Below are 21595 nucleotides of genomic sequence, written 5' to 3' on the forward strand. Positions count from 1 at the left end.
AAGCTTCCTTCGTCAACCGCATCAAGCCCATTATCGTCCTACATATCTCGACACAGACTAGCGTAGTTAAAAATTTTGTTGATAACGTTTAAGCAAAGGACGTTTTCGTAAACGTTGTTGCTTTCTTAGTCTAGTGCCCGTGCAATATAGTTTTTACTGACCCGTAGTGGCTCGACTTCCTCACCGCAAAAAAGCGAGTGTCTGACGAAACAAAAAAATAGTCTACTCATTGTTGAGTAGACTTATCGTTATACTTTCTTTAATTGTTTACGAATTCATTGTATCGAGAGATGCCTCTGATTCATTGGAACCAGACTCTTGATCTTCTTTTTCATCTTCTGATGGAGATTCATTGTCTTCTTCATCAGTTGGAGTACCCTCTTCGGCAGAAGCTTCTTCAGCAATACTTGTCATCGGTTTTTCCATATAGTTTAATGGATTATAGGCTTTTCCATCTTTGCGGATTTCAAAGTGTGCATGCACACCAGCTTCTTTATTAAATTGGTTTTGACCAGCTTTTCCAAGGACATCGCCTTGCTCAACTTTGTCACCAGCTTCAACTTCTACACTAGCTAATGATTGATAGATCGTTTTCACGCTATCGTCATGTTCAATTTCAATGACATAGCCTAGTAACGGATCTTTTTCAGCTTTTGTGACAGTTCCACTTAAAGATGCGACTACTTCAAACGCCTCGCCATCTTCTCTGGCCAAGTCGATTCCTTGGTTTGGATGATACGTATTATCATAGAGGACGAGTGCTGCTTCTTGCTCTTCGCTTGATGCGTTGTAGTCATAGAAGTATGTCACAACCTTCACTGCATCTGGGTCAATAGCTGGCATTACAACGTTTTCAACAGAACGATTGACTTCTACTGATGGTTCGTCACGATACGATAAGTCTTCTGTTCCTTCTTCGTAATCGTTCGCCACATCATCTCGAACTGCTTGATACCAAAGTACGGCTGTTAAGATGACAGCTGCACTAAGTAAATAAACCGCAGGGAAAAACCATTTTTTTCTAAAGAATTGCTGGAATTTTGAGCCTTGAGAAGTACGTTTCTTTTCTTCCTCTCTCATTGTTCATCACCTCAGCAACCATTTTGAACAAGTTTGCGAGATTCTATACATCAATTGAAAAAATTTTTTAGTTTCTGCTAAAACAATTCTTTTTATGCATAAAAAAGAAAGGAGATTTTCATGCAACGACTTATTACGGCTTTTTTAACGATCTTACCGTTTACATATATGGGGTTTATTTGGTTTTTATCAAGCCACCCTTCTGATGAATTTATTGAAACACCGTTTTGGTTCGATGACCTACTAAAAGAATCGCTGCATTTAGTTGAGTTTGGCATTTTATACTGGCTTTTCGTTCTGGCATTAATTCGTCACAATCGCTTAACACAAAAGACGAGTGTCATCGTTGCCATCATTTCGATTCTTTACGGGTTAACCGATGAAATCCATCAAGCTTTCGTCCCGTCTCGTTCCGCTACTGTCATTGACTTCATAAAGGACACGATTGGTGTCATCGTTTCTTATTGGGTGTTGAAAACGTGGTATTTTACAAAAGAATCAACGCTGAAGCGCGTGTTAGTAAAGTTTTCCAAATAAAAGAAGGGCCTAAAGCTAAGGTCGCTAAAGGCCCTTTCGTTATTGTTTCGCCATGAAGGTCGAAATGTACGGATCAACCGCCGCCACTTGAACTCCACTATAGTAATGCAGGACTATGTCTTCGTAATTCTTCCCTTCTTCCGCCATAAAATTTGCTCCGTATTGACTCATCCCTACACCATGACCATTCCCTTTTGTCGTAATGATAATTTGTTCTCCTTTTCGCTCCCACGTAAAGTCCGTCGAATTTAACCCAAGTGCTTCACGAATTTCTCGACCCGTAAAAGTTTTCCCATTTATATTAACGACGCCTACCCGTTGCCCCGGTGTTTTTTCCACAACCGTCCCTACTGAATTGTTATCTCCTACACTAACGCCTAGCTTCTGTTCAAATTCTGCGAGCGTAAATACTTTTCGGTCACTAAATTTTGGCGAGTTAGTATCCCATGGACTCTCCACACTCTTTAAATACGGAAGCTCTTCTGTCCAATAAGCCTCGGAGTTTTCGGTAAATCCATTGCTCGTTGAAAAGAACGATGCATCGATTGGTGTGTTATCATACGTTAAGATCTTCCCTTGTGTGGCAGCTACCGCTTCTGTAATCTTTTGAAGCTTCCATTCATAATCGGCTCCCCATTGTGCTTTTAGTTCTTGTTTATTTTTATATACTTGATGCATTTGGGTATCCGTTACATCAGCTCCATCCGGAGTACCTACTTTTTTCTCGTTTAACAATTGTTTCACGATATACGTTCTCGCCGCTAACGCTTGGGCTTTTAGTGCTTCTAACTCGAACTCTGCTGGCATCTCAGAAGCGACAACCCCAATTACATACTCTTCTAGCGGAATTTCTTCGACTACTTTCGGTTCGGTTCGATAAACCGCAATGGAGATGGGTGATTCAAGCAAAGCGACTGGCTGCTCAACTTCCTTTGTTAATTGAGTGTCTAACGTACTCGACGTGCTTTCCATAAATGGGGCCACAAGTAAGCTCGGCACCATGATAATGATGATAAAAACAGCGACAAAAATAAAAATTATTGGTTTGAATTGCTTCATTTATTAGCCCCCATTCCATGTCATTCTCTTCCTTACAGTGTATTTAGTCGGACAACCTTTTATGACTTTTTTAAAATAGAAATGGGGACAAGTTTCAAAATACCGCGCTTCAATTGGAAGGTGCTTTTACTCACTTGGGCGGTATTGCACCTTACTCGGGCGATGCACTACCCTCCTTGAGCTTTTACACTCTACTCTTGGCCGATGCTTCACCTCGCTCGGCGATTATGCACTTCACTCGGGCGGTGCTCTACCCTGCTTGGGCTTTTACACTCTTCACTTGGGCGTTGCTTCACCTCGCTCGGGCGATTACCTACTTCACTTGGGCGGTACTCTACCCTGCTTGGGCTTTTACACTCTTCACTTGGGCATTGCTTCATCTCGCTCGGCGATTATGCACTTCACTCGGGCGATGCTTCACCTCGCTCGGGCGATTACCCACTTCACTTGGGCGATGCTCTACCCTGCTTGAGCTTTTACACTCTACTCTTGGGCGATGCTTCACCTCGATCGGGCGATTACGCACCTCACTCGGGCGGTGCTCTACCCTGCTTGGGCTTTTACACTCTTCACTTGGGCGATGCTTCACTTCGCTCGGGCGATTACGCAATTCACTTGGGCGGTACTCTACCCTGCTTGGGCTTTTACACTCTTCACTTGGGCGTTGCTTCACCTCGCTCGGGCGATTACCCACTTCACTTTGGCGGTACTCTACCCTGCTTGGGCTTTTACACTCTTCACTTGGGCGTTGCTTCACCTAGTTCGGCGATTACGCACCTCACTCGGGCGGTGCCCTACCCTCCTTGAGCTTTTACACTCTACAATTGGGCGATGCTTCACCTCGCTCGGGCGATTATGCACTTCACTTGGGCGGTGCTCTACCCTGCTTGGGCTTTTACACTCTTCACTTGGGCGGTGCTTCACCTCGCTCGGGCGATTACGCACTTCACTCGGGCGGTACCACACAATTCGCTCTTCTTTAACGCTTTACCCTCCTTGCTCCATGACAACCAGGTAACGATGTTTCCAAAACTTGTTTTACAAAAAATACTAGTAAGCCGACCATTAATATGTATAATAGAAATTGGAAACGCTTACAAATATTCATTCTTAAAAAACGTGCATATTATTAAATGAATTGGGAGACTTTAAAATCGTATCAGAGATTGAAAAGCAGAGGGAGCTTCAGGAAAGCATGGTAACGAGCGGATCTAAATCAAAGGCATAAAAAAAGTTAAAGTCCCATAATGGAACTTTAACTTTGTTAAGCGTTTAAGTCTTTAACCGTCGGTTGTTCTTCTACAACTTCTTGTACTTGTTCTGTTACACGTTCGATATCTGCACCGATTGCTTTTAATTTTTCGTGGAAGTTCACATATCCGCGGTCTAAATGTTTTAGTTCTGTTACACGCGTATAACCTTCTGCCACTAATCCAGCTAATGTAAGGGCTGCTGCAGCGCGCAAGTCTGTTGCCGCAACTTCTGCTCCTTGAAGGTTACCAGGTCCGTTAATGATGACTGAGCGTCCTTCGATTTTAATGTCACCGTTCATGCGACGGAATTCTTCCACGTGCATAAAGCGGTTTTCAAAGACGGTTTCAGTAATCATGCTCGTTCCGTTTGCTCGTAACAATAACGCCATCATTTGAGATTGCATATCTGTTGGGAATCCAGGGTGTGGCATCGTTTTCACATCGATTGGCTTAAGCACTTCTGGACCAATGACGCGCAGACCTTCTGCCTCTTCAATAATTTCAATGCCCATTTCTTCCATCTTCGCAATTAATGACGTTAAATGCTCGGGTACAGCTCCTTTAACGAGAACGTTCCCTCCAGTAATAGCGGCTGCAACCATAAACGTACCAGCTTCAATTCGGTCTGGAATGATGTGATGTTGAACACCGCGCAACGCTTCGACACCTTCAATTCGGATCGTACCAGTACCTGCGCCACGGACCTTTGCGCCCATCGCATTTAAGTAATTGGCTAAATCCACGATTTCTGGCTCTTTTGCACAGTTTTCAATAACGGTCGTTCCTTCTGCTAGAACTGCTGCCATCATAATGTTTTCAGTTGCACCAACACTCGGGAAGTCCAAATAAATCTTGGCTCCGCTTAATCGACCAGATACTTGAGCTTCAATGAAGCCGTTACCAACTTGAATCGTGGCACCCATTGCTTCAAAGCCTTTCAAATGTTGGTCAATGGGACGTGAACCGATTGCGCACCCTCCAGGTAAGGCAACACGCGCTTGACCTTTACGGGCAAGAAGCGGACCCATAACAAGGACAGATGCTCGCATTTTTCTTACGTATTCAAAAGGTGCTTCCGTAGAAAGCTCTCGTGATGCATCGACCATGACTTGATGATTGTCAAACGAGACTTCCGCACCTAAATGGCGAAGAACCTCGTTAATGGTATAAACATCGGAGAGCGTAGGTACATCACAGATTAAGCTTTTTCCTTCACTTGCTAATAAAGATGCAGCGATTACAGGTAAAACGGCATTTTTTGCTCCTTCTACTTTTACGGTACCGTTTAACTTTCGACCGCCGCGGACGATGATTTTTTCCAAGGTATTCCCCTCCGCGTCCCAATTTCTCTATATTAATATTCAGTCGTGATGATTGGTGTTCCTACAATAACCGTAGTATTACCGCCCAATCCTGCGTTTCGTAACGCTACTTGAATATTCATGTTGCCTTTTTCCGTAGGAATGGCTTGATTCCAATCTGATGTTAATCCGGAAATCGAGACAAAGTTCTCTTCGACCAATGCCTCTACCGATTTTGCTCGAAATTTGTCTAAAATTCTTTCTGCTTGAAATTGCAAAACACTTTCAATCTTATCACTTGTATGACCTCTTACACAAGTGAAAATCTGCACATTTCCATTAAATTTACGTAACAAATTCTCGTTAAAATACTGGGTGTAATCTGCCCATTTTTCGTCATGCCAACCTGTACCAGAAGCATTATAAAGAATATACGATTGCGAGTGGTTATTTATGGTGGTGGTTACAATTTGAAGTGTTTCTTTTACATTTAAATGGTGGATTTCACGCGTACCGATCCATTTGTGTACATTCTCTTCTTTTTGTTCCGACCATTTATATAGACGAAACTCTTGGATCATTTGTTGCACATTTTCATCGTCTTGAATCGGTTTTTTCATATAAACGTTCCATTCATCGATTGAAATGTTTTCAAGCTGTAATCCTTCCACAATTTTTTCTAAATTTGACACGTCACTCTCGGCACCTTGAATGGAATGCTTCCCCACTAAACTGACAAAAATAAGTAAAGCAACAATCGTTAACATCAGATTATTTCTCTTCATTTCCGACACTCCCTCTCCTTATTAAAAGTGTTGCCGGAAACAAAGCGATGATACTTGGAAAAAGTCGTCAAAATTAGACAGGCCCTACTGCATAATCAGTGGGATTTGCCGTGACCAAAATAGAAAGTCTAGGAAAAAGTTACTAACGGATGTTCCAATGGCAATGGTTAATAATATTAATAACAATCTCGCTTCAAACACACGCCCTTTTCGAATTACTTTTTCAATCGGCAGTGCTTGCAGCGCATACCATGCCATGACGATAAAAATAAGATGAGATATGATGCTTATGATTGCCTGTTGCCCTAAAGCGACCACGTTGACTCCTCCTTCATCTCTACAACTTCACATTACCTCAAAAATACCATGACAAAACCATTAATCGAAAGCAAAATGTAATAAAAATAGGGAAGCTGTGCTCCGTTTAAACCGAGGAAGCCCAGTTTCCCTTCTATTATATACATGTTGATGATACCCAATGAAAGATTTCCTCTATCCTCGATGAAAGATGTCGAGGGCCATTTGCGGATAGATTCCAAGAGCAAGTGTAAACACGAAGCAAATCGCGACAACAAGCCACACCGTCGTTGGAATAGAAGTCCGCTCCTTCTTCTTAGGAGGTCGAAAATACATTTGCACCATGACACCGAAATAATACACGTAGGAAACAATCGTTCCACCTAGCAAGGCAATGACAAGGGCCCATTCAAGCGAACTTGAAGAAAAAGCCGTAAGTAAAATATGTAGCTTCGCAATAAACCCAGCCGTTCCTGGAATGCCCGCTAATGATAAAAGAAACACGGTCATCGCAATTGCGATAAAGGGAGACGTTCGATAAAGGCCGGCAAACGATTCTATTCTTCCCCCAATGACCTGGATCACAGCGAAAGCTCCAATATTCATTAGCAAATACGCGAGTAAATAAAACCAAATCGTATCTAAGTAAAAATAAGGAGAAAGCGAGACAAACGCGACTAAAATATAGCCGGCATGAGCAATGGACGAATAGGCAAGCATTCGCTTCACATTCATTTGCCTTAGGGCGATGACATTCCCAACAATGATGGCCAAAATAGCGAGTATGGCGATAAAAGGCTTTAACTGCTCAAACATCGTAAGCCCGTCATTCCCTTGAGCATTCCCAAATACCGAAAGAAAGACACGTATTAGTAGGATAAAACCGGCTGTTTTCGACACAACGCTTAAAAACGATGTAACCGGAGTAGGTGCACCTTCATACACATCGGGAGCCCACATATGAAATGGGACGCTCGCGATTTTAAAGCTTAACCCGACGAACGTTAGGAGAAAGGCAAGCCCTAATACATATTGAACGCTTGCGTCTTGATTTTGGGCAAAGATAAGAACCATGTCACTAATTTTTGTGGAACCAGATAATCCATACAAATAACTCAGTCCAAACAACGTAATCGCTGTTGCGATTCCCCCATTGATTACATATTTAAGGGCAGCTTCTGTTGATTTTCGCTTTTTCTTCAACCCAACTAAAATATAGGAAGAGATTGAAAGTAACTCAAGTCCGACGAATAAGGTTAGCAAGTCTCCGCTTGAACTCATTATCATCGCCCCTAAGAGGGCTGTAAGAAATAAATAATAAAACTCACCGTGCGGAAATGAGTTATTACCCGTTTGGTAACCGACCGCTAATAATAAAACGAATCCCGCTCCCACAAGAAGCAACCATTTAAACAGCTTCGCAAATTGATCAAGAACGAACGTATCGTATAAAATGGAAATCGTTCCTTCTCCTAAAAGAACAAACACGCTAATAATGGCGAAAACGATGCCAGAAAAAGCGAACCACCCTAACCACTGATGTGCCTTTTTCCGCCTGAATAAATCCATGATGGAAATGAGGATAATCGTCAAAAAGATGATAAACTCTGGAATCATTGCCTTCCATTCATAACTTAAGAGCGTTTCTATATCCATATCTCTTTCACCCCCCCATTCCGTTTAATACGATTTGTACCGTGTTGATGATTGAATCCGTAACCCATTGCGGAAAAAGACCGATACCGAAAATAAAAGCTGTTAACGCTGAAACGGAGAGCGTTTCAAACCATTTTAAATCGATGTGATTTCCCTCTTCTTTTCTTTGACCAAACGTTATGGCTAACACCGCACGAAGCATATACACCGCTGTCAAAATGAGGGCTATTACTCCGAAGACCCCGATGTAAAGACTCGTTTGAAACACACCGACAAACGCCATCAACTCACTGATAAAGCCTGACATGCTCGGTAAGCCGAGAGACGCGAGACTAGCGACGAGCAAAAATCCCGCAAGCTTCGGTACATGATGGGCAAGTCCTCCGAGTCGCGCAAGATCTGTCGTCTGGAACCGCATCTCTACTGTATTGACAAGGAAAAACAACAACGCCGCTATAAATCCGTGAGAAATCACTTGAAATATCGCCCCTTGGACACCTGCCTCATTAACCGCTCCTAGCCCTAACAAAACAATTCCCATATGCGAAACACTTGAGTACGCTAACACTCTTTTAAACTCGGTTTGAATAAGGGCTAACACAGCACCGTACAACAAGTTCACTAACCCAACTAGCAACAACAATGGACTCATCGCTTGAAATTCACTTGGGAAAAATCCAAACCCAAATTGAATGAGTCCGTACGCCCCAATTTTTAATAAAATGCCCGCGTGGAGAATGACTGCAGCTGGAGGCGCATGAACATGGACGTTTAGCATCCACGTATGGAAAGGAAAGATTGGAAGCTTAATCCCAAAGGCGATGAAAAGCGTAAACGCTAGCCATGCTTTCGTTCCACTTTGGAATGAGTCATCGTTTCGGAAGAATGACGTCAACTCATCAATCGAAGTTGTACCCGTCGTGGCAAAAATAAATGCAATGACCAGCAATAAAAGCGCTGATCCTATACCGTTATAAATTAAATACGAGTAGGCCGCCTTTTCTTTTCTAGCGTCTCCCCATTTTCCAATCAAAAAGAAAAGAGAAACGAGCGTTAATTCAAAGAATAGAAAGAATAAGAAGAGATTATTTGATGCAAATACCCCAAGCATTCCGATGAACAAGAAGTAAAAGGCGACATAATACCCTTTTACCTTTTCTTGAATCCGAAAAGCAGCAACAGATGCAACTGTCGTTAAAATGGAGGTGAGCCAAAGCATCAGTAACGAAAAACCATTGACCGCTAACTCATATTCGATGGAGAATGGACGCGGCCCTTCATCGACGGGAAAAAAACCGAATGAAAGCCAGCTTCTCGCCTCTTCTACTAGCGCTAAATCATATCCTTGGTGATACTTGATGAATAGCCAGCTACTGAAAACTAATGGCGGGATGGTGCCTAAAACGGCAAGGGTTCGAATGGTTTTCACTTCTTGTTTTGACATAAATGCAATAAATAGTAGCGCGAGAAACGGAGAAAAAACAAGACAAGTTAGTATGATAGACGTCCCTTCCATTACCAATAACCTCCCATCCACACGTAAATGACGAGGAGAATCGTTAACCCGAAAAAGGCGACTGCTCCATAATGCTGCGTCTTACCTGTTTGTGCGTATGCTCCTCGTTTCCCTAGCCATACGACTGATTGAGCAATTGTTGCAACAAGTCCGCCAATGACGTAGCGATCAATAACCGATGTAATTTGGGCAATTCCCTTCACAAAAGCAACGATTGTTCGATTATAAGCTTCATCGAGATAGTAACCCCGCTCCAGTAAGCGGTTCGTTGAACTTTCTTTTGGCGCTTTTGAAGGTCGATACAGCTGGTATGCAATAAGGATTCCCGCAACGGAGAAAACGGTTGATACGACCGGCATCCACCACGGCCCTTCTGCATGAGTGAAAGCTGAGGTGAAATCTGATTCCAACCAATCACTTAGAAAATGCCCAATAAACCCAACTAGGATAGACGCTGCCGCGACAATCCCTAATGTCCATTTCATCATCGCGGGTGATTCTACGTACCGAATTTCTCGGTCTTTCTTTTCCCCAGGAAATACAAGGAATACGAGTCTAAACATATAAAAGGATGTAAGCATTGCGGTGATCATCGCGATCCAAAACAATGTATAATGTCCGCTCTCCCATACGGATAGAAAAATTTCTTCTTTACTAAAGAACCCTGAAAATAAAGGAATGCCACTTAACGATAATGCTCCGATGACAAATGTAGCACTCGTCCAACGTACGTCTTTTACCCCGCCCATTTGAAATATATTTTGTGTATGTACAATATGAATGACACTGCCCGCTGCTAAAAAGAGTAGTGCCTTAAAAAACGCATGCGTCGTCAAATGAAAAATCGCAGCGACATATCCTGCTGTCCCAAGTGCAAGCATCATAAACCCAAGCTGACTAATGGTTGAATACGCTAAAATTCGTTTAATATCATTTTGTGCGGTGGCAATGGTTGCGGCAAAAATAGCGGTAAAAGCCCCAACGGATGCAACGACAGTAAGGGCGGTCTCACTCGCCAGAAATAGCGGATATACATAAGCGACTAAATAAACACCAGCGGCAACCATCGTCGCTGCATGAATAAGTGCAGATACTGGAGTCGGACCTTCCATCGCATCGGGTAACCATGTATGAAGGGGGAATTGACCTGATTTCCCAATGGCTCCAACAAAGATTAAAAGAGCAATTGTCGTCACAACAGAAGAAGATAGTGTCCCTTTTTCAACTCGTTGGAATAGCTCATGGAAGGAAAAGCTCCCGACGTGAAGGTAAATGAGTACGATGGCAACGAATAACCCAACATCCCCAATCCTCGTCATAATAAACGCTTTTTTCGCTGCCACTTTCGCTTTTTCACGCTCAAAGTAGAAACCGATGAGTAAAAAAGAACCTAAACCAACAAGCTCCCAAAAAACGTACAGTTGGAGAATATTCGTCGTCATCACCAATGACGTCATCGCAAATGTAAACAAGCCTAAGTAAGCGAAATAAATAGAAAACCGCTCATTCCCTTTCATGTAGGCAGTTGAATATAGATGAACAAACAAGCTAATAACCGAAACGATCACGAGCATAAGCGCGTTTAAAGCGGTAATTTGGTATCCGACCGAAATGTCCACCTCACCAATTGAAAACCATGAGACTTCACGAACGAACGTGTCGCCGCTGCCTCGCTCGTAAAAAACAAAGAAAGAAGCTAAGACCGATAAGCTTACGAGTAAACTCGCTACCATTCCACTTTTCTCTTTCAGACGTTTTCCTAAAAGAAGAAGCAGAATAAAAGACACGAAAGGAAAGAGTGGAATTATCCAAGCGACCTGCATCACATGCTTCACCTCCACGTTCGTTTAATGCTTCAATGAATCATAATCATCGATATGGACACTTTTTCGCTGGCGATAAATGGCCATTAAAATCGCTAGTCCGACAGCGGCTTCAGCAGCGGCAATCGTAATCGAAAACAACGAAAAAACTTGCCCAAATAAAGACGGGTTCGGTCCATATTTGCTAAAGGCAATGAAATTTAAATTCGCAGCGTTCAACATTAACTCGATACTGATCAAAACGATTACAGTATTTCGCTTCATTAACGCCCCGTACATTCCGATACAAAAAAGAACGAGGGCTAGCATTAAATAGAGAGCTAGTGGACTCAATGTCATTCTTCCTCCTCCTTTTTCGCTAACAAAATAGCACCGACAAGCGCTACGAGTAATACGACAGATGTTAATTCAAACGGAATAATATAATGAGAGTAAAGAAGAATACCAATTTCCTTCGTGTTATCCACATGTAACGTCGTCTCTTGTTGCCCAAAATCAAGCTGGCTAATTCCGATATAGAAGGAAAACGCAAAAGCGATTAGAAAAAGGAAGATGGCGACCGATTTCTTTCGACTCCCTTTTTTCTCTTCGTCTCCATGTCGTGTAAGCATGATACCAAACAACATCATAATCGTGATGGCACCGGAATAAATGAGCACTTGAACGGCAGCCGCAAATTCAGCGGACAATAACACATACAAACCGGCCAAACTTAAAAAGGTAAACACTAACCCGACCACCATATGAACGACTTTTCGAAGCTGAATCATAAATAGCGCCCCGATAATTGCGACAAAGGCCAATATGGAAAAGGCAATGATTTCCCCATTCATGCCTTATTCTCCTTCCGAACATTTTCGTCATTTTCATCCAACCATTGTAGATCTTTAAATAATTCATCTCGACTATATTCAGCTAGTTCAAAGTTGTTCGTCATCACGATCGCTTCGGTTGGACAAACTTCCGTACATAAATCACATAAAATACAAATCTCAAAATTTATATCATATGTCTCAATGATTTTCCCTTTCACATTCGGGTCTGGATGTTTTTTTCCCGTTAGTTGAATACAATCAGTCGGGCAAATGTTGGCACATTGATTACAAACGATGCATTTTTCGGGATAAAATTTTTGAATCCCCCGAAAGCGATCAGGCATTTGAATCGGCTCATTCGGATAATCGTACGTCACTTTATGCGCCGCCAAATTTTTCAACGTATAGACAAGCCCTTTGCCAATTCCTTTCATGTTCCCACCTCCGATCTATTTACATGAAAAACAGTTGCTTGACGATGGCGGTGATAAAAATATTGAGTAATGCGACCGGCAACAATACTTTCCAGCCGAATTCCATCAACTGGTCTCCGCGAATTCGTGGAAGCGTCACCCGAAACCAGATGAGTAAAAACACGATTGCACTAAACTTGAGGGCAAACCATATAGCCCCCGGAATGAAATCAAGACCAAAAACCGGATGCCATCCTCCTAAAAATAAGACCGTCGTTAGCGAAGCCATCGCGAAAAAGTACACGTACTCAGCAAGCATGAAAAACGCCCACCGGAAACCGGAATATTCGACATGATAGCCTGCGACGAGTTCACTTTCCGCTTCGGGAAGGTCAAAAGGGGTCCGATTCAGCTCAGCAACCGAAGCAATCAAGAAAATTAAAAATCCAATCGGTTGGAGAAAAATAAACCAGACTGTACTTTGCGCCTCAACTATTTCTATTAAATTTAAGCTCCCAGCAAATAAAACGACACCAATGACTGACATGACGAGAGGTATTTCATACGAGATCATTTGGGCAGCAGCCCGCATTCCACCTAAGAGCGCGTATTTATTATTCGACGCCCATCCTCCAGCCACAACAGCGAGGGTCGTTAACCCTGAGATTGCCATATAATATAGGAGCCCAATACCGATATCCGCAAAATGAAACGCCTCCGTAAACGGCATAACCGCTAAAACGAGAAAAGCGGGTGTAAAAGCTAAAACAGGCGCCAATATAAATAGGGTTCGATCAGCCGCTTTCGGAATGGTGTCCTCTTTTAGCAAGAGTTTCAATACATCCGCCACCGTTTGAAGAAGACCCCATTTCCCACCGACTTCGCTCGGTCCGTATCTCCCTTGCATAAACCCCATCACTTTCCGCTCAGCTAAAATTCCGTATGTCACAAACCCTAAAACCATAAACAAAAACGCAAGCGTTAAGGAAAAAAAGAGGAGGAGATTCAGGACACTCGGCGCTTCTTGAAGAAGTCCTTGCATCATTACCCGTCCACCTCCCCTAAAACGATGTCAATGGCTCCTAAAATGGCAATCAAATTTGCCATATTTTCTCCTTTTAGGAGCTTCGGTAAAATTTGAAGATTGTAAAAGGACGGTCGACGAAACTTCAGGCGATACGGTTCTTTCTTCCCATTGCTTGCAATATAGCAGCCAATCTCTCCACGGGGTGACTCGATTCTTACATAGGTCTCCCCTTTAGGCGGCTTAATGATTTTTGGCACTTTTGCCATGATTTTTCCTTCCTTCGGGAATTGCTCACAAGCTTGCTCTAATATACGTAGCGACTGTTCAATCTCTTCCATTCGACACTCATACCGCGCAAACGCATCTCCCGCTTCCCTTACAGGAACGTCAAAGGAAAAGCGGTCATAAATCGAATAAGGCTCAGCTTTTCTTAAATCAAATGCAACCCCTGTACAGCGTAAATTCGCTCCGCTTAACGAATATTGAATGGCGTCTTCTTTTGTATAAGCCCCGACTCCTTTCACACGCTGAAGGAAGATTTCGTTTCCGCTCACAAGATCGTGATACCCCGCTAGCTGATCTCGCATATAAGGGATGAACTCCTTCACTTTCTCAATCCAACCATCCGGAGCATCCCACTTCACGCCACCGACGCGCATATAGTTGAACGTGAGGCGTGCCCCACTTAATTCATTTAATAGATTGATAATCATCTCACGTTCACGAAACGCATAGAGGAAAGGACTCACGGCCCCAATGTCTAATAAGTAGGTTCCCCACCAAACAAGATGACTCGCAATTCGACCAAGCTCCATGGCAATTACTCGTAAGTACTCTGCCTTCTCCGGAACTTCGATATTTGCCATCGTTTCAACCGCATGGCATAGAACATAATTGTTCGTCATTGCCGATAAATAATCCATCCGATCTGTATAGGGAATGATTTGGGTATATTGCAAGTTTTCCGCAATTTTTTCCGTCCCGCGATGCAAGTAACCGATAACCGGTGTAGCCTCTTGAATGATTTCGCCATCAATTTTAATGACAAGACGGAAGACTCCATGCGTGCTCGGATGCTGTGGCCCGACATTGAGCAACATCTCTTCAGTACGAATCATTGCTACACCTCCACATCATATGGTTCGTAATCTTTTCTTAATGGATGGCCTACCCAATCATCTGGCAAGACAATCCGCTTCAGCTCAGGATGCCCGGTAAACGTTATGCCTAATAAATCAAAAGCCTCTCGCTCCGGCCAATTCGCCCCTTTCCATAAGTGAACAACCGAAGGCAAAACAGGCTGATCTCGGTCGAGCTTGACGACAAGTACAACCTTCTGTCCATGTGTAAAAGAATATAAGTGCAAATACACCTCCATATGTGTCTCAAAATCTGTACCATGTAATTCGGATAAATACTCAAACTTTAACTGTTCATGCTGATGGAATAGTTCTGTCACACGCAAGTAATCATTTTTTGCTACAACAAATGTGGGGACATCTTTTGAAAGGGTATTAATGTAAGAGTCTTCTATTCCTTCTAACCCAATGGACTCTTCAATCACTTTCTTATATTTTTGAAGTAGAGGTTCATTCGGTGATGGTTTCTTTTCTTCAGGAGTTGTTTCTTGCTTTTCTCTCAAAGCTTTTGCTTTCGCTGCTGCCGCCGCTTTCGCCTTAGCTGCAGCTATCGCTTTCTTCTTAGCTTCATCTACGTCTTGGGACTTCTCTCCCTTTTGTTTCCGTAGCGCTTCTGCTTTCGCACGGGCCGCTGCTGCTGCCTTTTGCTTCGCTAGCGTTTCAGCGTCACTTGATTCTTCCTTCTCTTTTTGCTTCCGCAGCGCTTCCGCTTTTGCACGGGCCGCTGCTGCTGCTTTTTGCTTCGCTAACGTTTCGGGGTCACTTGATTCTTCCTTCTCTTTTTGTTTCCGCAGCGCTTCTGCTTTTGCGCGAGCCGCTGCCGCTGCCTTTTGCTTCGCTAACGTTTCGGGGTCACTTGATTCTTCCTTCTCTTTTTGTTTCCGCAGCGCTTCTGCTTTCGCGCGAGCCGCTGCTGCTGCCTTTTGCTTCGCTAGCGTTTCGGGGTCACTTGATTCTTCCTTCTCTTTTTGTTTCCGCAGCGCTTCTGCTTTTGCGCGAGCCGCTGCCGCTGCTTTTTGCTTCGCTAGCTTTTGTTCTTCAGATTCGTTCGTTCGACGATTGTCCTCACTCACGTCATGTCACCTTCTTTCCCGTCCTTGCTTCTTCTCTAATTTTACCCTTTAGCTTGTTTATTCCATAAATAAGAGCTGCTGGATTTGGTGGGCATCCAGGAATATATACGTCTACCGGAACGATTTGGTCTACTCCTTTCACAACAGAGTAGGACTTTATGTAGGGTCCGCCTGCCGTTGCACATGACCCCATCGCAATCACCCATTTCGGCTCTGGCATTTGATCATACAACCTTCTTAATACCGGTGCCATCTTCTTCGTCACCGTTCCAGACACTATCATAACGTCTGATTGTCTTGGAGATGTTCGAAAAAATGAACCGAATCGGTCTAAATCATAATGAGAGGCTCCAACGCCCATCATCTCAATCGCACAGCACGCTAACCCGAATGTTAACGGCCAAAGCGAATTACTTCTCGCCCATGCTTTCAGCTGCTCTAGCGTCGTTAAAAAAACACTCTGCCTCAATTCTTCCATTTCTTCATCGGGAATGTTCGGCCAATTTACATCCATTTCAACACCTTCTTTTTCCAAGCATAAATTAAACCGATTAACAACATGACGACAAAAATGAGCATTTCGATCAAAGCAAATATACCAAGATGTTCATACGCCACAGCCCAAGGGTATAAAAAAACCGTTTCAACATCAAAGATGACAAAAAGCAATGCAAAGATGTAGTAACGGACGTTAAACTGAACACGGGAATCATGAAAAGGTTCGATTCCACTCTCATACGTAGTTTGTTTTTCTAGCGTTGGCTTATTAGGACGTAACCACTTCCCAATGGTTAACGCAACAATCGGTAATAAAATTCCTACTAGTAGAAACGTAAAAACAAGCAAATAACTATTTTGATATATATTTAACGACTCCACCATACCTCCTCCTTCGCTCTATTTTATTTGAATATTCGGAATGTAATCGCTAACATTATATCATTTTTCCTGAAACTAGTCGATTATGCTCCAGTTGAAAAACACTTTATTACTATGCTTATAGACAAGACTGAGCTTATATTCATGAATTTTTCCCGTCTCTTGACTCTTCCATTGAATCTTTATATAAAAATAAATTCGTGAAAAGGTGGCCGATATCCTTCGAAAAGAGGGAGAAAAAATGTTAACGAGTAGCAGTTGCCATTATCCGCTAATTGACCGCTGTTCGTCCAAATTTTCCGGTTTATCGGCCCAAACCTCATGCTTTTGGGCACAACTGAAGCGGGGGCTCACCCATAACTTCTGCTTTTCCGCCCAACATAACCAGGGTTTCGCCCATACCACACACTCCTTCGCCCAACATAACCGAGTTTCCGCCCAACCTCTTGCTTTCCGCCCAACATAACCGAGTTTTCGCCCATACCACACACTCCTTCGCCCAACTCTACCAGGGTTCCGCCCAAGCGCTCCCGATCCCGTCTTCTACCCTAAAAACCCCTACCTAACAAAAAAACCTTAGCCAAAACGGCTAAGGTTTTATCGTTTATTTGCCTGCAATGTTTAATCGATTGATGGCACGTTGAAGTGCAAGTTCTGCACGTTTGAAATCAATGTCGTCTGCTTTTTCGCGAAGGCGGCGCTCAGCACGCTCTTTCGCTGCTTTTGCACGAGCGACATCAATGTTTTCAGCTCTTTCAGCTGCCTGTGCGAGGATGGTGACTTTATCAGGTCGAACTTCTAGAAAGCCTCCGCTAACAGCCACGAGTTCCGTGCTGCTTCCTTTTTTCAGGCGTACTGCACCGATTGATAGTGGAGCCACCATTGGAATATGTCCTGGTAAGATGCCAAGCTCACCGCTTTGAGCTTTGGCGCTTACCATTTCAACTTCTGCATCGTAAACTGGGCCATCGGGAGTGACGACATTTACTTGTACTGTCTTCATGAATTGTTCCTCCTCCTAGGTCCCAAGATTAAGCTTCTACGCCCATTTCCTTCGCTTTTTCAACCACTTCTTCAATGCGACCTACTAAGCGGAACGCATCTTCTGGTAAGTGGTCGTATTTTCCTTCAAGAATCTCTTTGAATCCACGTACAGTTTCTTTAACTGGTACGTAAGAACCTGGTTGACCAGTGAACTGCTCTGCAACGTGGAAGTTTTGAGATAAGAAGAATTGGATACGACGAGCGCGATGTACAACAAGCTTGTCTTCATCAGATAACTCGTCCATACCAAGGATCGCGATGATATCTTGTAATTCTTTATAGCGTTGTAACGTTGACTGAACTTGACGAGCAACTGAGTAATGCTCTTCACCAACGATCTCAGGCGCTAATGCACGAGATGTAGATGCAAGTGGGTCAACGGCAGGGTAGATACCCATCTCAGAAAGTTTACGCTCTAAGTTTGTAGTCGCATCTAAGTGAGCGAACGTTGTTGCTGGCGCTGGGTCAGTGTAGTCATCGGCAGGTACGTAAATCGCTTGGATCGATGTTACGGAACCTACGTTAGTAGATGTGATACGCTCTTGTAATTGACCCATTTCCGTTGCAAGTGTTGGCTGGTAACCAACGGCAGATGGCATACGTCCTAATAACGCTGATACCTCAGAACCTGCCTGTGTGAAACGGAAGATGTTATCGATAAAGAATAATACGTCCTGTCCTTGCTCATCACGGAAGTATTCTGCCATTGTAAGACCTGTTAACGCAACGCGCATACGTGCTCCAGGCGGCTCGTTCATCTGACCGAATACCATCGCTGTTTTGTTGATAACGCCAGAGTCCTTCATCTCGAAGTATAAGTCGTTACCTTCACGAGTACGCTCACCTACACCGGCGAATACGGAAATACCACCGTGCTCTTGAGCGATGTTGTTAATAAGCTCCTGAATTAATACCGTCTTACCTACACCGGCACCACCGAATAGACCGATTTTTCCACCCTTGATGTAAGGAGCAAGAAGGTCTACTACTTTGATACCTGTTTCAAGGATTTCTACTTCAGTAGAAAGTTGATCGAATGTTGGAGCTTGCTTATGGATAGCGTCACGACGAGCTTCTGCTGGAATTGGCTCATCAAGGTCAATGTTTTCACCTAATACGTTAAATACACGACCTAATGTAACGTCTCCAACTGGTACAGAAATAGGCGCACCAGTATCTTCAACTTCCAAGCCACGAGTTACACCATCAGTGGAAGCCATGGCAATAGTACGAACCGTATCGTCACCTAAATGAAGGGCAACTTCTAATGTTAAGTCAATGTTGACTTCATTTTCATTACGCGCTTTATACGAAACTTTTAGGGCGTTGTAGATTTCTGGTAGGTGTCCGCTTTCGAACTTAACGTCTACAACCGGACCCATAACTTGAGTAACGCGTCCTTTCATGTTCGCTTTCCCTCCTAACTAACTTTCACAAATATCCTATTCAAGTGCTGCTGCACCGCCGACAATCTCCGTAATCTCTTGCGTAATCGCAGCCTGACGTGCACGGTTATAAGAAAGCGTAAGAGTATTAATAAGCTCTTTCGCATTATCCGTCGCATTTTTCATTGCTGTCATACGTGCTGCATGCTCACTCGCTTTTGAATCTAATAACGCACCGTAGATTAAGCTTTCAGCATACTGTGGAAGTAAAACTTCTAAAATTTCTTCTGGTCCTGGTTCAAACTCATACGAAGTCATTTTGTTGTTCGCTGCAATATCCGTTAACGGAAGTAATTTCTTCTCCGTTACATCTTGCTGAATCGCACTTACAAAATGGTTGTAGTACATGTAGATTTCGTCTACGTGACCTTCCGCAAAAAGTTGAACCGTTTTGGCCGCAATGTCTTTAATATCCGCAAACGACATTTCATCACTAATGCCGACGATTTCTTCAATTACGGAAATTCCACGCTTCTTGAAGAAGTCGCGACCAATTTTACCGATCGCAATGACGGTATATTCATCTTTTGATTGATGGCGCTCATTAATCGTTTGGTAAACTGCACGTAACACGCTACTGTTAAACGCACCAGCAAGACCACGATCTGATGTTATAACGAGATAACCTGTTTTCTTTACCGGACGTTTTTGTAACATCGGGTGGCTAACATCGGTGCTACCTAGTGCAATGTTTGCTACCACCTCTTGAATTTTTTCCATGTACGGAACAAAAGCTTTGGCGTTGTTTTCTGCACGATTTAATTTAGATGCTGAAACCATCTCCATCGCTTTTGTAATCTGGCTTGTTTTTTTCGTTGAGGTGATTCTGGATTTAATATCGCGTAAAGATGCCAAAGGTTTTCACCACCTTTATTGAAAAATAGCCGACTCATTAAGGGGGTTGTGAAAAGCAGGTAACCGGCCCTTCACAACCGATTTATTATTCAGAGATAACAAACGTCTTTTTGAAGCCTGTAATTGCACTTTCCATTTTCGCATCTTCTGGAAGGCCGCCAGTTGTGCGAATTTCTTCAAGAAGCTCTTTCGCGTTTTGATCTAAGTACGCATAGAACTCCTCTTCGAAACGACGAATGTCTTCTACTGGAATATCATCTAAGAATCCTTTTGTTAATGTGTAAAGGATCATAACTTGTTTTTCAACCGCAATTGGTTTGTTGATGCCTTGTTTTAATACTTCTACTGTACGAGCACCGCGGTTTAATTTTGCTTGTGTCGCTTTATCAAGGTCAGAACCGAACTGAGCGAATGCTTCTAACTCACGGTATGCCGCTAAGTCAAGACGTAACGTACCAGATACTTTCTTCATCGCTTTAATTTGAGCTGAACCACCTACACGTGATACAGAAAGACCTGGGTTAACCGCCGGACGCACACCAGAGAAGAATAAGTCAGATTGTAAGAAAATCTGTCCATCTGTGATAGAGATTACGTTCGTTGGAATGTATGCTGAAATGTCACCAGCTTGTGTTTCAACGAATGGTAATGCCGTTAAAGAACCGCCGCCTTTTGCGTCACTTAATTTCGCCGCACGCTCTAAAAGGCGAGAGTGTAAGTAGAATACATCCCCTGGGAATGCTTCACGGCCTGGTGGACGACGTAATAATAGTGAAAGCTCACGGTATGCAGCCGCTTGTTTTGATAAATCATCGTATACAACAAGCACGTGTTTACCGTTGTACATGAAATGCTCACCCATAGTTACACCAGCGTAAGGAGCTAAGAATAATAGCGGAGCTGGCTGAGAAGCAGATGCTGTTACAACGATTGTGTAATCTAATGCACCGTGCTTACGAAGCGTTTCTACTACGTTACGAACTGTAGATTCTTTCTGACCGATCGCAACATAGATACAGATCATGTTTTCGTCTTTTTGGTTTAAGATTGTGTCAATCGCGATTTGTGTTTTACCAGTTTGACGGTCTCCGATAACTAACTCACGCTGACCACGACCGATTGGAATAAGCGCGTCAATCGCTTTAATACCAGTTTGTAATGGCTCATGAACAGATTTACGATCCATTACACCAGGTGCTGGACTTTCGATTGGACGAGTTTGAGTCGTTTCGATTGGACCAAGACCATCAACAGGTTGTCCTAATGGGTTAACGACACGACCAATTAACTCTTCCCCTACAGGTACTTCCATGATACGACCTGTACGACGTACTTCGTCGCCTTCACGGATGTCTGTGTAAGGTCCTAAAATTACGATACCGACGTTGTTTTCCTCAAGGTTTTGAGCCATACCCATAACGCCGTTTGAGAACTCAACAAGCTCACCAGCCATAACATTGTCTAGGCCATGAGCACGAGCGATACCGTCACCCACTTGAATAACAGTACCGACATCACTTACTTTAATATCTGACTGATAGTTTTCAATCTGCTTTTTTATCAGTGCACTAATCTCTTCAGCTTTGATGCTCATGAGT

The 21595-nt window shown here is 43.3% G+C and carries 21 protein-coding genes; 1 reads left to right on the forward strand and 20 read right to left on the reverse strand.

The window, feature by feature from the left end:
• Positions 1-267: 267 nt before the first annotated feature.
• The gene (locus ML543_RS09230; RefSeq protein ID WP_243387061.1) at positions 268-1080 is read right to left on the reverse strand and encodes a stage II sporulation protein SpoIIQ; all 813 of its coding nucleotides are present in this window, start codon (positions 1078-1080) and stop codon (positions 268-270) included.
• A 120-nt stretch (positions 1081-1200) separates the two neighbouring features.
• Between ML543_RS09230 and ML543_RS09235 the strand changes: the two genes are divergently transcribed.
• Positions 1201-1617 (forward strand): VanZ family protein, encoded by a 417-nt coding sequence (locus ML543_RS09235; RefSeq protein ID WP_243387062.1) that lies wholly within the window; start codon positions 1201-1203, stop codon positions 1615-1617.
• A gap of 39 nt (positions 1618-1656) precedes the next feature.
• Here ML543_RS09235 and spoIID read toward each other — a convergent pair whose 3' ends face one another.
• The 19 genes from spoIID to atpA form a co-directional block, all read right to left on the reverse strand.
• The gene (gene spoIID, locus ML543_RS09240) at positions 1657-2676 is read right to left on the reverse strand and encodes a stage II sporulation protein D (RefSeq protein ID WP_243387063.1); all 1020 of its coding nucleotides are present in this window, start codon (positions 2674-2676) and stop codon (positions 1657-1659) included.
• 1264 nt (positions 2677-3940) lie between these two features.
• Positions 3941-5251: a UDP-N-acetylglucosamine 1-carboxyvinyltransferase gene (murA, locus tag ML543_RS09245; RefSeq protein ID WP_243387064.1), complete on the reverse strand. Its 1311-nt coding sequence runs from the start codon at positions 5249-5251 to the stop codon at positions 3941-3943.
• Positions 5252-5283: 32 nt separating this feature from the next.
• The gene (locus ML543_RS09250; RefSeq protein ID WP_243387065.1) at positions 5284-6015 is read right to left on the reverse strand and encodes a YwmB family TATA-box binding protein; all 732 of its coding nucleotides are present in this window, start codon (positions 6013-6015) and stop codon (positions 5284-5286) included.
• Positions 6016-6099: 84 nt separating this feature from the next.
• On the reverse strand, positions 6100-6333 hold the full coding sequence (locus ML543_RS09255) for a DUF1146 family protein (RefSeq protein ID WP_243387066.1): 234 nt from the start codon (positions 6331-6333) through the stop codon (positions 6100-6102).
• Between the two features lie 174 nt (positions 6334-6507).
• Positions 6508-7968: an NADH-quinone oxidoreductase subunit NuoN gene (nuoN, locus tag ML543_RS09260; protein WP_243387068.1), complete on the reverse strand. Its 1461-nt coding sequence runs from the start codon at positions 7966-7968 to the stop codon at positions 6508-6510.
• A gap of 7 nt (positions 7969-7975) precedes the next feature.
• Positions 7976-9484: a complex I subunit 4 family protein gene (locus ML543_RS09265; protein ID WP_243387069.1), complete on the reverse strand. Its 1509-nt coding sequence runs from the start codon at positions 9482-9484 to the stop codon at positions 7976-7978.
• Complete coding sequence (gene nuoL / locus ML543_RS09270) at positions 9484-11310, reverse strand: NADH-quinone oxidoreductase subunit L (RefSeq protein WP_243387070.1); 1827 nt, start codon at positions 11308-11310, stop codon at positions 9484-9486. Before nuoL ends, ML543_RS09265 begins: the two co-directional genes overlap by 1 nt.
• 21 nt (positions 11311-11331) lie before the next feature.
• The gene (gene nuoK, locus ML543_RS09275; RefSeq protein ID WP_243387071.1) at positions 11332-11646 is read right to left on the reverse strand and encodes an NADH-quinone oxidoreductase subunit NuoK; all 315 of its coding nucleotides are present in this window, start codon (positions 11644-11646) and stop codon (positions 11332-11334) included.
• Positions 11643-12140, reverse strand: a complete 498-nt coding sequence (locus ML543_RS09280) for an NADH-quinone oxidoreductase subunit J (RefSeq protein WP_243387072.1) — start codon at positions 12138-12140, stop codon at positions 11643-11645. Before ML543_RS09280 ends, nuoK begins: the two co-directional genes overlap by 4 nt.
• A complete protein-coding gene (nuoI, locus tag ML543_RS09285; RefSeq protein WP_243387073.1) occupies positions 12137-12556 on the reverse strand; it encodes an NADH-quinone oxidoreductase subunit NuoI in 420 nt (139 codons plus the stop codon). The genes ML543_RS09280 and nuoI overlap by 4 nt, the downstream gene beginning before the upstream one ends.
• A gap of 19 nt (positions 12557-12575) precedes the next feature.
• On the reverse strand, positions 12576-13580 hold the full coding sequence (nuoH, locus tag ML543_RS09290; protein ID WP_243387074.1) for an NADH-quinone oxidoreductase subunit NuoH: 1005 nt from the start codon (positions 13578-13580) through the stop codon (positions 12576-12578).
• On the reverse strand, positions 13580-14680 hold the full coding sequence (locus tag ML543_RS09295) for an NADH-quinone oxidoreductase subunit D (RefSeq protein WP_243387075.1): 1101 nt from the start codon (positions 14678-14680) through the stop codon (positions 13580-13582). The genes nuoH and ML543_RS09295 overlap by 1 nt, the downstream gene beginning before the upstream one ends.
• 2 nt (positions 14681-14682) lie before the next feature.
• On the reverse strand, positions 14683-15774 hold the full coding sequence (locus ML543_RS09300) for an NADH-quinone oxidoreductase subunit C (RefSeq protein ID WP_243387076.1): 1092 nt from the start codon (positions 15772-15774) through the stop codon (positions 14683-14685).
• A 1-nt stretch (position 15775) separates the two neighbouring features.
• Positions 15776-16288 carry a NuoB/complex I 20 kDa subunit family protein gene (locus tag ML543_RS09305; protein WP_243387077.1) on the reverse strand — a complete coding sequence of 171 codons (513 nt, stop codon included), beginning with the start codon at positions 16286-16288 and terminating at the stop codon, positions 15776-15778.
• A complete protein-coding gene (locus tag ML543_RS09310) occupies positions 16279-16656 on the reverse strand; it encodes an NADH-quinone oxidoreductase subunit A (RefSeq protein ID WP_243387079.1) in 378 nt (125 codons plus the stop codon). The genes ML543_RS09305 and ML543_RS09310 overlap by 10 nt, the downstream gene beginning before the upstream one ends.
• Positions 16657-17257: 601 nt before the next feature.
• Positions 17258-17656, reverse strand: coding sequence for a F0F1 ATP synthase subunit epsilon (locus tag ML543_RS09315; protein WP_243387080.1), 399 nt, complete (start codon positions 17654-17656; stop codon positions 17258-17260).
• Positions 17657-17684: 28 nt separating this feature from the next.
• Entirely contained in the window at positions 17685-19103 is a 1419-nt protein-coding gene (gene atpD / locus ML543_RS09320; RefSeq protein ID WP_243387081.1) for a F0F1 ATP synthase subunit beta, read from the reverse strand.
• 36 nt (positions 19104-19139) lie between these two features.
• The gene (atpG, locus tag ML543_RS09325; RefSeq protein ID WP_243387082.1) at positions 19140-19997 is read right to left on the reverse strand and encodes an ATP synthase F1 subunit gamma; all 858 of its coding nucleotides are present in this window, start codon (positions 19995-19997) and stop codon (positions 19140-19142) included.
• A gap of 85 nt (positions 19998-20082) precedes the next feature.
• A complete protein-coding gene (gene atpA / locus ML543_RS09330; protein ID WP_243387083.1) occupies positions 20083-21591 on the reverse strand; it encodes a F0F1 ATP synthase subunit alpha in 1509 nt (502 codons plus the stop codon).
• Positions 21592-21595: the final 4 nt, after the last annotated feature.

The sequence above is a fragment of the Bacillus kexueae genome (assembly GCF_022809095.1).
GTDB classification, from domain to species: Bacteria; Bacillota; Bacilli; order Bacillales; family Aeribacillaceae; genus Bacillus_BZ; species Bacillus_BZ kexueae.

Bases quoted from the DNA above. Each gene is read 5' to 3' on its own strand.
- nuoN (WP_243387068.1), bottom strand. From the start codon at position 7,968: ATGGATATAGAAACGCTCTTAAGTTATGAATGGAAGGCAATGATTCCA.
- ML543_RS09230 (WP_243387061.1), bottom strand. From the start codon at position 1,080: ATGAGAGAGGAAGAAAAGAAACGTACTTCTCAAGGCTCAAAATTCCAG.
- nuoH (WP_243387074.1), bottom strand. From the start codon at position 13,580: ATGATGCAAGGACTTCTTCAAGAAGCGCCGAGTGTCCTGAATCTCCTC.
- ML543_RS09280 (WP_243387072.1), bottom strand. From the start codon at position 12,140: ATGAATGGGGAAATCATTGCCTTTTCCATATTGGCCTTTGTCGCAATT.
- ML543_RS09265 (WP_243387069.1), bottom strand. From the start codon at position 9,484: ATGGAAGGGACGTCTATCATACTAACTTGTCTTGTTTTTTCTCCGTTT.
- ML543_RS09310 (WP_243387079.1), bottom strand. From the start codon at position 16,656: ATGGTGGAGTCGTTAAATATATATCAAAATAGTTATTTGCTTGTTTTT.
- ML543_RS09235 (WP_243387062.1), top strand. From the start codon at position 1,201: ATGCAACGACTTATTACGGCTTTTTTAACGATCTTACCGTTTACATAT.
- spoIID (WP_243387063.1), bottom strand. From the start codon at position 2,676: ATGAAGCAATTCAAACCAATAATTTTTATTTTTGTCGCTGTTTTTATC.
- atpA (WP_243387083.1), bottom strand. From the start codon at position 21,591: ATGAGCATCAAAGCTGAAGAGATTAGTGCACTGATAAAAAAGCAGATT.
- ML543_RS09250 (WP_243387065.1), bottom strand. From the start codon at position 6,015: ATGAAGAGAAATAATCTGATGTTAACGATTGTTGCTTTACTTATTTTT.
- ML543_RS09295 (WP_243387075.1), bottom strand. From the start codon at position 14,680: ATGATTCGTACTGAAGAGATGTTGCTCAATGTCGGGCCACAGCATCCG.
- atpD (WP_243387081.1), bottom strand. From the start codon at position 19,103: ATGAAAGGACGCGTTACTCAAGTTATGGGTCCGGTTGTAGACGTTAAG.
- nuoI (WP_243387073.1), bottom strand. From the start codon at position 12,556: ATGAAAGGAATTGGCAAAGGGCTTGTCTATACGTTGAAAAATTTGGCG.
- nuoK (WP_243387071.1), bottom strand. From the start codon at position 11,646: ATGACATTGAGTCCACTAGCTCTCTATTTAATGCTAGCCCTCGTTCTT.
- ML543_RS09315 (WP_243387080.1), bottom strand. From the start codon at position 17,656: ATGAAGACAGTACAAGTAAATGTCGTCACTCCCGATGGCCCAGTTTAC.
- ML543_RS09305 (WP_243387077.1), bottom strand. From the start codon at position 16,288: ATGGATGTAAATTGGCCGAACATTCCCGATGAAGAAATGGAAGAATTG.